The organism is Streptomyces sp. NPDC056296 (assembly GCF_042268605.1).
In the GTDB taxonomy this organism is placed as follows: domain Bacteria; phylum Actinomycetota; class Actinomycetes; order Streptomycetales; family Streptomycetaceae; genus Streptomyces.
In genome coordinates, this window is the sequence record NZ_JBHJRX010000059.1 from 14,736 (window position 1) to 28,644 (window position 13,909).

Consider the following 13,909-nt stretch of genomic DNA (forward strand, 5'->3'; position numbering starts at 1 on the left):
GCACCACCGGTACAGAGCAAGAACACGGATCCGAAACCGGGTCCGAGAGATGGTTCAGGGGAGAGGGAAGCACAGGTCATGAGCGTGGTCCTGGATGTCGTCTACATCGCGCTGATGTGCTTCCTCATCGTGCTCATCTTCCGGTTGGTCATGGACTACGTCTTCCAGTTCGCCCGCTCGTGGCAACCCGGCAAGGCGATGGTGGTCGTTCTGGAGGCCACTTACACTGTCACCGATCCACCGTTGAAGCTTCTGCGGCGGTTCATTCCGCCGCTGCGTCTCGGGGGCGTGGCGCTCGACCTGTCCTTCTTCGTACTGATGATCATCGTCTACATCCTGATCTCGATCGTGAGCCGGCTGTGATCGATGAGAGAAATACGGGCTTGCCGAATGCCGACGACAACGTTGAGGTGAAGAGATGCCGTTGACCCCCGAGGACGTGCGGAACAAGCAGTTCACGACCGTCCGCCTCCGAGAAGGCTATGACGAGGACGAGGTCGATGCCTTCCTCGACGAGGTCGAAGCCGAACTGACCCGACTGCTCCGCGAGAACGAGGACCTGCGCGCCAAGCTGGCCGCGGCGACGCGCGCGGCCGCGCAGAATCAACAGAACATGCGCAAGCCTCCGGAACCGCCGCAGGATCAGCAGCCGCCGCAGCATCAGCAGCCGCCCCAGCATCAGCAGCACCCGCCACAGCAGCAGGGCATGCCGCAGCAGGGCATGCGAGGTCCCGGCGCTCCGGTGCCCGCCGGCATATCGGGCCCGCCGCAGCAGCAGATGGGTGGCCCCATGGGTGGCCCGCCCCAGCTGCCTAGCGGTGCCCCGCAGCTGCCCGCCGGTCCCGGCGGTCAGGGCGGCCCGCAGGGTCCCGGCCCGATGGGTCAGGGTCCTGGGCCGATGGGCCAGGGTGGCCACGGCCCGATGCAGGGCCAGATGGGCCCCGGTCCGATGGGTGGCCCCATGGGCGGCCCGCAGGGTCCCGGTGGCCCCGGCATGCCCGGTCAGGGCGGCCCCGGCGGCGACAGCGCCGCCCGTGTCCTCTCGCTGGCCCAGCAGACCGCCGACCAGGCGATCGCCGAGGCTCGCTCCGAGGCCAACAAGATCGTCGGCGAGGCGCGTTCGCGTGCCGAGGGTCTGGAGCGGGACGCCCGCGCCAAGGCCGACGCCCTGGAGCGGGACGCGCAGGAGAAGCACCGCGTCGCGATGGGCTCCCTGGAGTCCGCCCGCGCCACGCTGGAGCGCAAGGTCGAGGACCTGCGCGGCTTCGAGCGCGAGTACCGGACGCGGCTGAAGTCGTACCTGGAGTCGCAGCTGCGTCAGCTGGAGACCCAGTCGGACGACTCGCTCGCCCCGCCGCGTACGCCCGCCACGGCCTCCCTGCCGCCGTCCCCGGCGCCTTCGATGGCTCCGGCCGGCGCGAGTGCGCCGTCGTACGGAGGCAACCAGTCGATGGGCAGCGGGCCGAGCCAGTCCGGTCCGTCCTACGGCGGTCAGCAGCAGATGTCGCCGGCCATGACTCAGCCGATGGCTCCGGTGCGGCCGCAGGGTCCGTCGCCGATGGGACAGGCGCCCTCGCCGATGCGCGGGTTCCTGATCGACGAGGACGACAACTGAGTCGGAGGACTGACGTCCGGTAGTACGGCGTAGCAGTCGGCAGCGTTCAGGGCGGGCCCCGGGTTTCTGACCCGGGGCCCGCCCTTTCGTCGTGCGGGGTTCACATGCTGGGCGTTGGGGTGGGCGCGGGGCGGGTCGCGTGGCCCGGCGCTGCCGGGGTGCCTCCCCCACTCTCGGCTGCGCTCGAGCGGGAGCCGTTCAGGCACTGGGGGAGGCACGACTGCCCGCAGCTGCGGCGGTACGACGAAGGGCCCGGCCTCCAGGGAGACCGGGCCCAGGTGCTGCTACGTGGCTACTGCTTGCGCAGCCGGAACGTCAGGGACAGGCCCTCGTCCGTGAACGGCTCCCCGTACGCGTCGTCCGCCTCGCCCTGGGCGAAGTCCGTGGCGAGGACCTCGTCGGCGATCAGACCCGAGTGCTCGGTCAGGGCGGCGATCGTCTCCGGGTCCGTGGCCGTCCAGCGCAGCGCGATCCGGTCGGCGACGTCAAGGCCGCTGTTCTTGCGGGCCTCCTGGATCAGGCGGATCGCGTCCCGGGCGAGACCCGCGCGGCGCAGCTCCTCCGTGATCTCCAGGTCCAGCGCCACCGTCGCGCCCGAGTCGGAGGCGACCGACCAGCCCTCGCGCGGCGTCTCCGTGATGATCACCTCGTCGGGAGCGAGGGTGATCGTCTCTCCGTCGACCTCCACCGACGCCGTGCCCTCGCGCAGGGCGAGGGAGAGCGCCGCGGCGTCCGCGTTCGCGACGGCCTTGGCGACGTCCTGGACGCGCTTGCCGAACCGCTTGCCGAGCGCACGGAAGTTGGCCTTCGCGGTCGTGTCGACCAGGCTGCCGCCGACCTCGCTCAGCGACGCGAGCGACTCGACGTTCAGCTCGTCCGTGATCTGCGAGTGCAGTTCGGGGGAGACCGCGTCGAAGCCCGCCACCGCGACCAGCGCGCGCTTCAGCGGCTGGCGGGTCTTGACGCCCGACTCCGCGCGCGTGGCACGGCCCAGTTCGACCAGGCGGCGGACCAGCACCATCTGCTTCGACAGCTCGGGGTCGATCGCCGCGAGGTCCGCCTCCGGCCACGAGGACAGGTGCACCGACTCGGGGGCGCCCGGGGCGACCGGCACGATCAGGTCCTGCCAGACCCGCTCGGTGATGAACGGGGTCAGCGGGGCCATGAGCTTGGTGACCGTCTCGACGACCTCGTGCAGGGTGCGCAGCGCCGCCTTGTCGCCCTGCCAGAAGCGGCGGCGGGAGCGGCGTACGTACCAGTTGGACAGGTCGTCGACGAACGCGGAGAGCAGCTTGCCGGCGCGCTGGGTGTCGTAGGCGTCCAGCGCCTGTGTGACCTGGTCGGTGAGCGCGTGCAGCTCGGAGAGCAGCCAGCGGTCCAGGACCGGGCGGTCGGCGGGCGCCGGGTCGGCCTCGCTCGGGGCCCAGCCCGTGGTGCGGGCGTACAGGGCCTGGAAGGCGACGGTGTTCCAGTACGTGAGGAGCGTCTTGCGGACGACCTCCTGGATGGTGCCGTGACCGACCCGCCGGGCCGCCCACGGGGAGCCGCCGGCCGCCATGAACCACCGGACGGCGTCGGCGCCGTGCCGGTCCATCAGCGGGACCGGGTCCAGGGTGTTGCCCAGGTGCTTGGACATCTTGCGGCCGTCCTCGGCGAGGATGTGGCCGAGGCAGACGACGTTCTCGTACGACGACTTGTCGAAGACCAGGGTGCCGACCGCCATCAGCGTGTAGAACCAGCCGCGGGTCTGGTCGATGGCCTCGGAGATGAACTGCGCCGGGTACCGGCTCTCGAACAGTTCCTTGTTCTTGTGCGGGTAGCCCCACTGCGCGAACGGCATCGAGCCCGAGTCGTACCAGGCGTCGATGACCTCCGGCACACGCGTGGCCGTCCTGCCGCAGCCGTCCTGCGGGCAGGCGAAGGTGACCTCGTCGATGTACGGGCGGTGCGGGTCCAGGGCGGACTGGTCGGTGCCGGTCAGCTCGGTCAGTTCGGCGCGGGAGCCGGCGACCGTGAGGTGGTCGTCCTCGCAGCGCCAGATCGGCAGCGGGGTGCCCCAGTAGCGGTTGCGGGAGAGCGCCCAGTCGATGTTGTTGTTCAGCCAGTCGCCGTACCGGCCGTGCTTGACCGAGTCGGGGAACCAGTTGGTCTTCTCGTTCTCCTGGAGGAGACGGTCCTTGACGGCCGTGGTGCGGATGTACCAGGACGGCTGCGCGTAGTACAGCAGCGCGGTGTGGCAGCGCCAGCAGTGCGGGTAGCTGTGCTCGTACGGAGTGTGTCGGAAGAGCAGGCCCCGGGCGTCCAGGTCCTCCGTCAGCTTCTCGTCGGCCTTCTTGAAGAAGACGCCGCCGACCATCGGGACGTCCTCCTCGAAGGTGCCGTCGGGACGGACCGGGTTGACCACCGGCAGGCCGTAGGCGCGGCAGGTCTTGAGGTCGTCCTCGCCGAAGGCGGGGGACTGGTGGACGAGGCCGGTGCCGTCCTCGGTGGTGACGTAGTCGGCGTTCACCACGTAGTGCGCCGGCTCCGCGAACTCCACCAGCTCGAACGGGCGCTGGTACGTCCAGCGCTCCATGTCGGCGCCGGTGAAGGACTGCCCGGTGGTCTCCCAGCCCTCGCCGAGGGCCTTGGCGACCAGGGGCTCGGCGACGACGACCTTCTCGTCGCCGTTCGTGGCGACGACGTAGGTGACGTCCGGGTGCGCGGCCACGGCGGTGTTCGAGACCAGCGTCCAGGGCGTGGTCGTCCAGATCAGCAGCGCGGCCTCGCCGGCCAGCGGGCCGGAGGTCAGCGGGAAGCGCACGAAGACGGACGGGTCGACGACCGTCTCGTAGCCCTGCGCCAGCTCGTGGTCGGACAGGCCGGTGCCGCAGCGGGGGCACCAGGGGGCGACGCGGTGGTCCTGGACCAGCAGGCCCTTGTCGAAGATCTCCTTCAGCGACCACCAGACGGACTCGATGTACTCGGGGTCCATCGTGCGGTACGGGTCCTGGAGGTCGGCCCAGTAGCCCATCCGGGTCGTGAGCTCTTCGAAGGCGTCCGTGTGGCGGGTCACCGACTCGCGGCACTTGGCGTTGAACTCGGCGATGCCGTACGCCTCGATGTCCTGCTTGCCGGAGAAGCCCAGCTCCTTCTCCACCGCCAGCTCGACCGGCAGGCCGTGGCAGTCCCAGCCGGCCTTGCGGCCCACGTGGTACCCGCGCATGGTGCGGAAGCGGGGGAAGACGTCCTTGAAGACGCGGGCCTCGATGTGGTGGGCGCCCGGCATGCCGTTGGCGGTGGGCGGGCCCTCGTAGAACACCCACTCGGGGCGGCCCTCGGACTGCTCCAGGCTCTTGGCGAAGATCTTCTGCTCACGCCAGAAGTCGAGCACCGCGTGTTCGAGCGCGGGCAGGTCGACCTGGGCGGGCACCTGGCGGTACTGCGGCTGCGTATTCAACGAGCTTCCTCCGGCGGACGTGCTGCCTTCCGTCGGAGGGACGAGAGCCGTGCTCCCGCGGTACCACCCTCCTTGGCTCCCCGGCGCGTCGTGTGCGCCGGTCAGCCCCCTCATTGGGGTCGCGAGCCGGCTCTACTCGCCGTGATCGTCCGGTCACGGCTTTCTTCCGGCGGCTCCGGGGTGATCTTCACGTCGCGCTCGCCCCCGGGCTCACACCGTCCCCGGGTCGCTCTGGGCTGCGTACGTCGCTACTCGTCCCCATCCACGCTTTTCGCTGCGCCCAGTGTACGGCGCCGCGCGGACAGCGGCCGACCGGTTTTCGGCGCCGGGTGGGGCGGGGCGTCGTACGGCCTCCTTACGGTCCGGCGTGACCCGAATGCCGCGGTCGGGCGTCGGGCCCCGGCGCGTCCGGCAGGGCTCAGGGCCGGCGGATTACCGGGCGGGGAGCTGGGCACAACGCATGCATGCTCGCCGCGCGGCTCGCGGTGGGCGGGCGAATCGGGCGGCGTGCCCCGTTGCCGCGGGGCCCAAGTCGATTTATCGTCCCAGCACGATTCGCGCGCAAGATCACAATATGTGAAGGGGCCGCGGCCATGGTGGCGAAGAAGACCGCCGTAGAGCAGTCGGAGGCGACTGAGAAGAAGTCCGCTGCCAAGAAGACGACGGCCGCGAAGAAGACCGCCGCGAAGAAGAGTGCGGCGAAGAAGAGCACCGAAGAGAAGAGCACCGAAGAGAAGAGCACCACCGCGAAGAAGACCGCGGCGAAGAAGACCGCGGCGAAGAAGACCGCGGCGAAGAAGACCGCGGCCAAGAAGAGCACGGCGAAGAAGAGCACGGCCAAGAAAGTGGGCGCGGCCGAGGCCGCGGAGCAGACGGGAGCCACGACGGTGGTTGCGAAGAAGACTCCTGGCACGGCCACGGCGGCCAAGACCGCCGTTCCCAAGGCCCGCGGCGCCGCTGCGGACCCCGGCGACCTCGCGGTACGCCCCGGCGAGGAACCCTGGACCCCGCAAGAGGTCGAGGAGGCGCGCGGGGAGCTGCAGTCCGAGGCCGACCGGCTGCGCACCGAGATCGACTCCTCCGAGCGGTCGCTGCAGGGCATGATGCGGGACTCCGGGGACGGTGCGGGCGACGACGAGGCGGACACCGGCAGCAAGAACATCACGCGCGAGCACGAACTGGCGCTGGCCGCCACCGCGCGGGAGGTGCTCACCCAGACCGAGCGCGCCCTGGAACGCCTGGACGCGGGCACCTACGGCCTGTGCGAGAACTGCGGCAACCCCATCGGCAAGGCGCGCATGCAGGCCTTCCCGAGGGCCACCCTGTGCGTCGAGTGCAAGCAGAAGCAGGAGCGGCGGTACTGATCAGCCGCCGGGACGGAAGGCGTGCCGTACCCTCGTCCTCAGTCAGGTACCTAGGTCGAGGGACTCACGTGGCAGAGGCGGAGCGCATCATCGGTACGCCGGACACCCCGGATGCGGCGGGGGACGGGCAGGAGCGGCCCGACGCCGAGCAGGAGCGGCCCCCGGAGCACCCTCGGGGCAAGCGGCGTATCGCCGTGCTGTTCGCGGTGGCCACGTTCGCGTACCTCCTCGACCTGGTCAGCAAGATGATCGTGGTCGCCAAGCTGGAGCACCAGGAGCCCATCGAGATCGTCGGGGACTGGCTGCGGTTCGTGGCGATCCGCAACGCGGGCGCGGCCTTCGGCTTCGGCGAGGCCTTCACCGTGATCTTCACGGTGATCGCGGCGGCCGTCATCGTGGTGATCGCCCGCCTCGCGCGCAAGCTCTACAGCCTGCCGTGGGCGATCGCGCTCGGCATGCTGCTGGGCGGCGCCCTCGGCAACCTCACCGACCGGATCTTCCGTGCGCCCGGCGTCTTCGAGGGCGCGGTCGTGGACTTCATCGCACCCAAGCACTTCGCCGTCTTCAACCTCGCCGACTCGGCGATCGTCTGCGGCGGCATCCTGATCGTGATCCTCTCCTTCCGGGGCCTGGACCCGGACGGGACCGTCCACAAGGACTGAGCGCGCGGTCGGGAGTGTCCGACCCGTCCGGCATACTCGACGGGTGAGCACGATTCCCGAGATCCGTACCCTGCCCGTGCCCGACGGCCTGGAGGGCGAGCGCGTCGACGCCGCCATCTCCCGCATGTTCGGCTTCTCCCGTACCAAGGCCGCGGAGCTCGCCGCGGCGGGCAAGGTGCAGGTCGACGGATCGGTGGTCGGCAAGTCCGAGCGCGTCCACGGCGGCGCCTGGCTCGAGGTCGAGATGCCGCAGGCGCCCGCGCCCGTGCAGATCGTCGCCGAGCCCGTCGAGGGCATGGAGATCGTGCACGACGACGACGACGTGGTCGTCATCGTCAAGCCGGTCGGCGTCGCCGCCCACCCCTCGCCCGGCTGGAGCGGACCGACGGTCATCGGCGGCCTGGCCGCCGCCGGGTACCGCATCTCCACGTCCGGCGCCGCCGAGCGGCAGGGCATCGTGCACCGCCTCGACGTGGGCACGTCCGGCCTGATGGCGGTGGCGAAGTCGGAGCGGGCGTACACCTCGCTCAAGCGTCAGTTCAAGGAGCGCACGGTCGACAAGCGCTACCACACGCTCGTGCAGGGCCACCCCGACCCGACCAGCGGCACCATCGACGCCCCCATCGGCCGCCACCCCCAGCACGACTACAAGTGGGCCGTCACCGCCGAGGGCAAGCCCTCCGTCACGCACTACGACCTCATCGAGGCCTTCCGCGCCGCCTCCCTGCTCGACGTGAAGCTGGAGACCGGCCGCACCCACCAGATCCGCGTCCACATGGCCGCCCACCGCCACCCCTGCGTCGGCGACCTGACCTACGGCGCCGACCCCACGCTCGGCAAGCGGCTGCGCCTCACCCGCCAGTGGCTGCACGCCGTACGGCTCGGCTTCGAGCACCCCGGCGACGGGCAGTGGGTCGAGTACGCCAGCGAGTACCCCGACGACCTCCAGCAGGCCCTGGACCTGGTTCGCGAGGAGACCTACGGATGAGCGTCCCGGACCGGGCGCTGTCGTACGTGGTGCGGGTGGCCGAGGACCCCGGCGACCGGGAGGCGTGCTTCGCGGTGCGCAAGGACGTCTTCGTCGTCGAGCAGAGGGTCCCGGAGGACATCGAGTACGACGCCTACGACGCCGACGCCGTGCACGTCCTGGCGGTCCGGGCGGACGGCGTACCGCTGGGTACCGGCCGGCTGCTGCACGGGGAGGCCGCCGCGGCGAAGAACGGCGACGGCGACCCGGCCGTCGGCTCCCTGGGCCGGCTCGCGGTGACCGCGCCCGCCCGCGGACTGGGCGTCGGAGCCGCCCTCGTGCGGGCCGTCGAGGAGACGGCACGCGCGCGTGGACTCACCGCGGTGGACCTGCACGCGCAGACCCACGCCCTGGGTTTCTACGAGCGACTGGGGTACGAGGCGTACGGACCCGAGTTCCCCGACGCCGGGATCCCCCACCGCGCGATGCGGCGCGCCCTGTAGGCCAAGGCGCCGAACGGCTGGTGGGGCCGGTGACGTGGCAGGCTTGAGGTCCGCCGTGTGAACGCCGAGACCCCACCGGAGCGGTGACCGTGGATCAGCTGGCCCTGTTGTTCATCCTGCTGCTCGGGGCCCTGCTGAGCGTTCCGATCGGCGCCCGGCTCGGGCTGCCGGCGCCGGTGCTGATGACGGTCCTCGGCATCGTCCTGGCGCTGCTCGAATTCGTGCCCAACGTCGACATCCCGCCCGAGCTGATCCTGCCCGCGCTGCTGCCGCCGCTGCTCTACGCGGCCGTGCGGCGCACGTCCTGGCGGCAGTTCGCGGCCAACAAGCGCCCGATCTTCCTGCTGGCGGTCGCGCTGGTCTTCGTCACCATGACCTGCGTGGCCGCGGTGGCGAGCGCCGTCGTGCCGGGGCTGCCGATCGCCGCCGCCTTCGCCCTGGGCGCGCTGGTGGCGCCGCCCGACCCGGTCGCGGCGACCGCCGTCGCCGGTCAACTCGGGCTGCCACGCCGCCTGGTCTCCATTCTGGAGGGCGAGGGGCTGTTCAACGACGTGACGGCCATCGTCCTGTACCACGTGGCCATCGCCGCGGCCGTCGGCGGCACCTTCTCGCCGTGGCGGGCCGGACTCGACCTGGTGCTGTCCGCCGTCGTCGCCGTCGCGGTCGGTCTCGCGCTGGGCTGGGCCACCAACAAACTGCTGAGCCTGCTGGGGGACGCCACCCTGCAGATCGGCCTGACGCTGCTGGTGCCCTACGGGTCGTACGTCCTGGCCGAGGAACTGCACGGCTCCGGGGTGCTCGCGGTGCTCACCACCGCGATGTTCCTCGCCGAGTACGCCTTCGACGCCGACGACGTGATGACCCGGCTCGCCGGGCACACCGTGTGGGACGTGGTCGACACGCTCGTCACCGGCGTCGCCTTCGGGCTCGTCGGCCTGGAACTGCACAACGCGATCCGCACGGCCTCCGGACGCTGGACCGAACTGCTCGGCTGGGCCGCGGCCATCGCCGGCGTGGTGATCCTGGTGCGGCTGGTGTGGCTGCTGCCGGCCACCTGGCTGACGAAGCGGCTGCACGCCAGACGCGACCACGACGAGGACATCCCCATGTCCTTGCGGGAGACCGTCGTCATGTGGTGGTCGGGCATGCGGGGCGTCGCCTCGGTCGCGCTGGCGCTCGCGATCCCGCTGAAGACGGACGACGGATCCGCCTTCCCGCACCGCGAGGAGATCATCTTCGTCGCCTTCGGCGTGATCATGGTCACGCTGCTGCTGCAGGGCCTGACGCTGCCGTGGCTGGTGAGCCGGCTCGGGGTGCGGGCGGACACCGAGCGGGAGAAGGAGTACGAGAAGGAGCTGGCCGTACGGGCGGCCAAGGCGGCCAAGCAGCGGCTCAGGGAGATCGAGTCGGTCGAGGAACTGCCGGAGGAGCTGTCCGAGCAGTTGCTGCGACGGGCCCTCGACATCGGGATGCGGATCAGTCCCGACGTCGGCGACGAGGAGCGGCGCGAGGCGCAGGAGCAGCGGGCCCGGCGGCTGAAGCGGATCCGCCGCATCCAGGGCGAGATGATGAGCGCCGCGCGCCACGAGGTGCTGGCCGCGCGCAGCGAACCGGGAGCCACCCCGGAGATCGTGGACCGGGTGCTGCGCCAGCTGGACGTGCGCAGCCTGCGCTGAGCGGGCCGCGCACGTCCTCGCGGTCACGATCTCGCCCTCGCCGTCACGAGCTCTTTGACGCGGTCACGATCTCGCCGTCGCCGTCACGAGCTCTTTGACGCGGTCACAAGCTCGTCCTCGCGGTCACAGGCTCTTCGCCGGCTGGTCAGGGAAGCGGCGGGGGGCTCCGTCGGGGGACCGGCGGGGGCGGTGCAAGCCGTCGGGGGACCCGCGCAGGGCCGCGTCCGCCGTGTTGACCCGGGGCAGGGCGTACGGGTGCTCGTCGGCGAGCCAGCGGATCATTCCCTCGCGGACCGTCACCCGGACCGTCCAGATGTCGTCCGCGTCCTTCGCCGTCACCAGGGCCCGGACCTGCAAGGTGTTCGGGGTGGTGTCCGTGACGGTCAGGTTGTAGTCGCGGCCGTCCCAGGCCGGGCACTCGCGCAGGACGTCGCGCAGCCGCTCCCGCATCGCCTCCAGGGGAGCCGAGTGGTCGAGGTACCAGAAGACGGTGCCGGTCATCTGCGGGGTGCCGCGCGACCAGTTCTCGAACGGCTTGGACGTGAAGTACGACACCGGCATGGTGATCCGGCGCTCGTCCCAGGTGCGCACGGTCAGGAAGGTGAGCGTGATCTCCTCGACGGTGCCCCACTCCCCGTCCACCACGACCGTGTCGCCCATGCGCACCATGTCGCCGAAGGCGATCTGGAACCCGGCGAACATGTTGCTGAGCGTGGACTGGGCGGCGACACCGGCGACGATGCCGAGGATGCCGGCCGAGGCCAGCAGCGAGGCGCCCGCCGCCTGCATCGCGGGGAACGTCAGCAGCATCGACGCCACGGCGACCACGCCGACGACCGCCGAGACCACCCGCATGATCAGCGACACCTGGGTACGCACCCGGCGTACCCGGGCCGGGTTCCGCTGGGCGTGCGCGTGGGCGTAGCGGGAGTACGAGGTCTCGACGACCGCCGCGGCGATCCGGATCACCATCCAGGCCGCCGAGCCGATCAGCACCAGCGTCAGCGTCCGGCCGACCCCCTCCCGGTGGTCGGGGAACACCTGTGCCTCGACGTACGACCCTCTCAGCAGCGCCGAGCAGAGGAGGAGCTGGTAGGGAATGCGGGCACGGCGCAGCAGCCCCCACAGGGGCGTCTCGGGGTGCCGTCCGTCGGCCTTGCGCAGCAGCAGGTCGGTGGCCCATCCGATGACCAAGGTCAGCAGGACGGAACCGCCGACCACGATCAGGGGGCGGAGTATGGTCTCCATCCCTCGAACGTAACCGTCCCCGCCACGCTGTGAACCTGTGACTTCCGTCCCGTCCCGGGTATCGCCGCGCACCGCGTTGTCACACCCGGCTGGCACCATGGCCTCATGAACATCGTGCTCTTTCACTCGACCCTTGGCCCGAGGCCCGCGGTGCGGCAGGCCGCCGACCGGCTGCGCGAAGCCGGGCACCAGGTGTGGACCCCGGACCTCTTCGAGGGCCGGACGTTCGACACGGTCGAGGAGGGCATGGCCCATCAGGACGGCATCGGCAGGGAGGAGCTGCTGAAGCGGGCGGTGCTGGCCGCCGCCCCCTATTCCGAACGCGGACTGGTGTACGCCGGGTTCTCGCTCGGCGCCTCCATCGCCCAGACCCTCGCCCTCGGCGACCACCGGGCGCGCGGACTGCTGCTCCTGCACGGCACCTCGGACATCGCGGCCAACGCCTCGGTGGACGACCTGCCGGTCCAGCTGCACGTCGCCGAGCCGGACGCCTTCGAGACGGACGACTGGCTCAGCGCCTGGTATCTCCAGATGGGCCGGATCGGCGCCGACGTCGAGGTGTACAGATACGCGGGGGCCGGCCACCTCTACACCGACCCCGACCTGCCGGACCACGACGAGGAGGCGGCCGAGGCCACCTGGCGGGTGGCGCTCGGCTTCCTCGACTCGCTCCAGGAGGCGGACGCTCCCGGCGACGGGGATCAGACCGGCGCGTAGACGCGCTCGACCCGCTGTGTGCCGCTGCGCGTGCGGTACGAACGGGCCCACTTCGACGTGGCGTCCGGATCGGTGCGGTCGGAGACGACGTAGTAGTCCATCTGCGTCCGGTCCGCGGTGATGTCCAGCACGCCGTAGCCGTGCCGGTCGGTGTCGACCCAGCGGACGTGCCGGTTCGCGGCCCGGATGACCGGCGCCGCGATCGCCGAGACCGTGCCCTCGGGGACCTTCACGATGTCGTCGAGGTTGTCGGAGGTCACCGAGGTGACGACGAACTCCGTGGCGGCGGAGGCGGACAGCGGGTACGTGGCGGCGTTGTGCGGCACGTCGTTGGCCCACGCCATGTGGATGTCGCCGGTCAGGAAGACCGTGTTGCGGATGGCGTGCGCGCGCAGGTGCGCCAGCAGTTCGCGGCGGTCGTCGGTGTACCCGTCCCACTGGTCGGTGTTGAGGGCGAGGCCCTCCTTGGGCAGCCCCAGCAGCTCGGCGAGCGGCTTCAGCAGCTCGGCGGGGATCGAGCCGACGGCGAACGGCGAGATCATCACCGAGTTGCCGACCAGCCGCCAGGTGGTGTCGGAGGCCGTGAGCCCGGACTTGAGCCAGTCGAGCTGGGCGCGGCCGGTGAGGGTGCGCTCCGGGTCGTCGACCTCGCCGTCGCCGAGCGCCACCTGCTGCGAGCGGAAGGAACGCAGGTCCAGCAGCGACAGGTCGGCCAGCTTGCCGAAGCGCAGCCTGCGGTAGGTGGTGCCGGCGATCGCGGGACGGACCGGCATCCACTCGAAGTAGGCCCGCTTGCCGGCGGCCTGCCGCGCCGCCCAGGTGCCCTCGGCGCCCTCGGTGTGGTTCTCGGCGCCGCCCGACCAGGTGTCGTTGGCGATCTCGTGGTCGTCCCAGATCGCCACGACCGGTGCCGCGGCGTGCAGCGCCTGGAGGTCGGGGTCGGTCTTGTACCGGCCGTGCCGGACGCGGTAGTCGGCGAGCGTGAGGATCTCGTGGGCGGGTGCGTGCGGCCGTACGACGGTGTCCCGGGTGCCGTACTCGCCGGTGCCGTACTCGTAGATGTAGTCGCCCAGATGCAGCCAGGTGTCCAGATCGCCGCGGGCCGCGAGATGCCGGTACGACGAGAAGTGGCCGGCCTCCCAGTTGGCGCAGGAGACCACGCCGAAGCGCAGGCCCGGGACGGCGGCGTCGGCCGCGGGGGCGGTGCGGGTGCGGGCGGCGGGGGAGTCGGTGGGACCGGCGGAGAAGCGGAACCAGTAGTCCGTGGCGGGGGCGAGGCCCCGGATGTCCGCCTTGACGGTGTGGTCGGAGGCGGCCGTCGCCGTGGTGGACCCCTTGGCGACGATGTTCGTGAACCCTTTGTCCAGGGCGACGACCCAGCCCACCTCGGTGTCCGGGCCGAGGCCCGAGCCCGGTATCGCCTCGGGCGTCGGGGTCACCCGGGTCCACAGCAGGACACCGTCGGGCAGCGGATCGCCGGAGGCGACACCGTGCAGGAAGGCGGGGGCGGCGTCGGCGGCACCGGCGGGCAGCGCCGCCGCGAGCGGGGCGGCCAGAACGGCGCCGGCCGCCGCGGCCTTGACGACCGTGCGGCGGCTCGGGGTGCGGGTGTTCGCGCCGTCGGCGGACGACGGGAAGGTGCTCTCGGATGATCTGTGTCGACTGGTCACGGGCGATCAGATTACTGATCGGTAAGCGCGCGAGCGGGCGAACTCGCC

At 71.3% G+C, this 13,909-nt stretch carries 11 protein-coding genes; 8 read left to right on the top strand and 3 right to left on the bottom strand.

The features are described from left to right. Positions 1-78 precede the first annotated feature (78 nt). Positions 79-363: a YggT family protein gene (locus tag ACFCZF_RS33045; protein WP_007448661.1), complete on the top strand. Its 285-nt coding sequence runs from the start codon at positions 79-81 to the stop codon at positions 361-363. A gap of 55 nt (positions 364-418) precedes the next feature. Further along, positions 419-1,615, top strand: a complete 1,197-nt coding sequence (divIVA, locus tag ACFCZF_RS33050; protein WP_375916481.1) for an apical growth/hyphal branching protein DivIVA — start codon at positions 419-421, stop codon at positions 1,613-1,615. 292 nt (positions 1,616-1,907) lie between these two features. Here the strand turns inward: divIVA and ileS are convergent, their stop codons facing one another. Then, positions 1,908-5,054 carry an isoleucine--tRNA ligase gene (gene ileS, locus ACFCZF_RS33055; RefSeq protein ID WP_376674766.1) on the bottom strand — a complete coding sequence of 1,049 codons (3,147 nt, stop codon included), beginning with the start codon at positions 5,052-5,054 and terminating at the stop codon, positions 1,908-1,910. Between the two features lie 593 nt (positions 5,055-5,647). Here ileS and ACFCZF_RS33060 point away from each other — a divergent pair. The 5 genes from ACFCZF_RS33060 (at position 5,648) to ACFCZF_RS33080 (ending at position 10,226) form a co-directional block, all read left to right on the top strand. Beyond that, a complete protein-coding gene (locus ACFCZF_RS33060; protein WP_376674767.1) occupies positions 5,648-6,418 on the top strand; it encodes a TraR/DksA family transcriptional regulator in 771 nt (256 codons plus the stop codon). 68 nt (positions 6,419-6,486) lie between these two features. Continuing rightward, the gene (gene lspA, locus ACFCZF_RS33065) at positions 6,487-7,080 is read left to right on the top strand and encodes a signal peptidase II (protein ID WP_376674768.1); all 594 of its coding nucleotides are present in this window, start codon (positions 6,487-6,489) and stop codon (positions 7,078-7,080) included. Positions 7,081-7,123: 43 nt separating this feature from the next. Then, entirely contained in the window at positions 7,124-8,068 is a 945-nt protein-coding gene (locus ACFCZF_RS33070; RefSeq protein WP_375905903.1) for an RluA family pseudouridine synthase, read from the top strand. Beyond that, positions 8,065-8,550, top strand: a complete 486-nt coding sequence (locus ACFCZF_RS33075) for a GNAT family N-acetyltransferase (protein ID WP_376674769.1) — start codon at positions 8,065-8,067, stop codon at positions 8,548-8,550. The genes ACFCZF_RS33070 and ACFCZF_RS33075 overlap by 4 nt, the downstream gene beginning before the upstream one ends. A gap of 89 nt (positions 8,551-8,639) precedes the next feature. Further along, positions 8,640-10,226 (top strand): Na+/H+ antiporter, encoded by a 1,587-nt coding sequence (locus ACFCZF_RS33080; protein ID WP_375905909.1) that lies wholly within the window; start codon positions 8,640-8,642, stop codon positions 10,224-10,226. 123 nt (positions 10,227-10,349) lie between these two features. Here the strand turns inward: ACFCZF_RS33080 and ACFCZF_RS33085 are convergent, their stop codons facing one another. Further along, positions 10,350-11,474 carry a mechanosensitive ion channel family protein gene (locus ACFCZF_RS33085; protein ID WP_376674770.1) on the bottom strand — a complete coding sequence of 375 codons (1,125 nt, stop codon included), beginning with the start codon at positions 11,472-11,474 and terminating at the stop codon, positions 10,350-10,352. 60 nt (positions 11,475-11,534) lie between these two features. On the opposite strand from ACFCZF_RS33085, the gene ACFCZF_RS33090 reads away from it, so the two are divergent. Then, a complete protein-coding gene (locus tag ACFCZF_RS33090; protein ID WP_376674787.1) occupies positions 11,535-12,191 on the top strand; it encodes a dienelactone hydrolase family protein in 657 nt (218 codons plus the stop codon). Here the strand turns inward: ACFCZF_RS33090 and ACFCZF_RS33095 are convergent. Beyond that, positions 12,176-13,861: an alkaline phosphatase D family protein gene (locus ACFCZF_RS33095; RefSeq protein WP_376674771.1), complete on the bottom strand. Its 1,686-nt coding sequence runs from the start codon at positions 13,859-13,861 to the stop codon at positions 12,176-12,178. The two genes, ACFCZF_RS33090 and ACFCZF_RS33095, sit on opposite strands and share 16 nt — an antisense overlap. Positions 13,862-13,909 lie beyond the last annotated feature (48 nt).

What these genes read in the sequence shown, in the direction of transcription:
- ACFCZF_RS33045 (WP_007448661.1), top strand. Translation starts at nt 79, where the DNA reads ATGAGCGTGGTCCTGGATGTCGTCTACATCGCGCTGATGTGCTTCCTC.
- divIVA (WP_375916481.1), top strand. Translation starts at nt 419, where the DNA reads ATGCCGTTGACCCCCGAGGACGTGCGGAACAAGCAGTTCACGACCGTC.
- ACFCZF_RS33060 (WP_376674767.1), top strand. Translation starts at nt 5,648, where the DNA reads ATGGTGGCGAAGAAGACCGCCGTAGAGCAGTCGGAGGCGACTGAGAAG.
- ACFCZF_RS33075 (WP_376674769.1), top strand. Translation starts at nt 8,065, where the DNA reads ATGAGCGTCCCGGACCGGGCGCTGTCGTACGTGGTGCGGGTGGCCGAG.
- ACFCZF_RS33085 (WP_376674770.1), bottom strand. Translation starts at nt 11,474, where the DNA reads ATGGAGACCATACTCCGCCCCCTGATCGTGGTCGGCGGTTCCGTCCTG.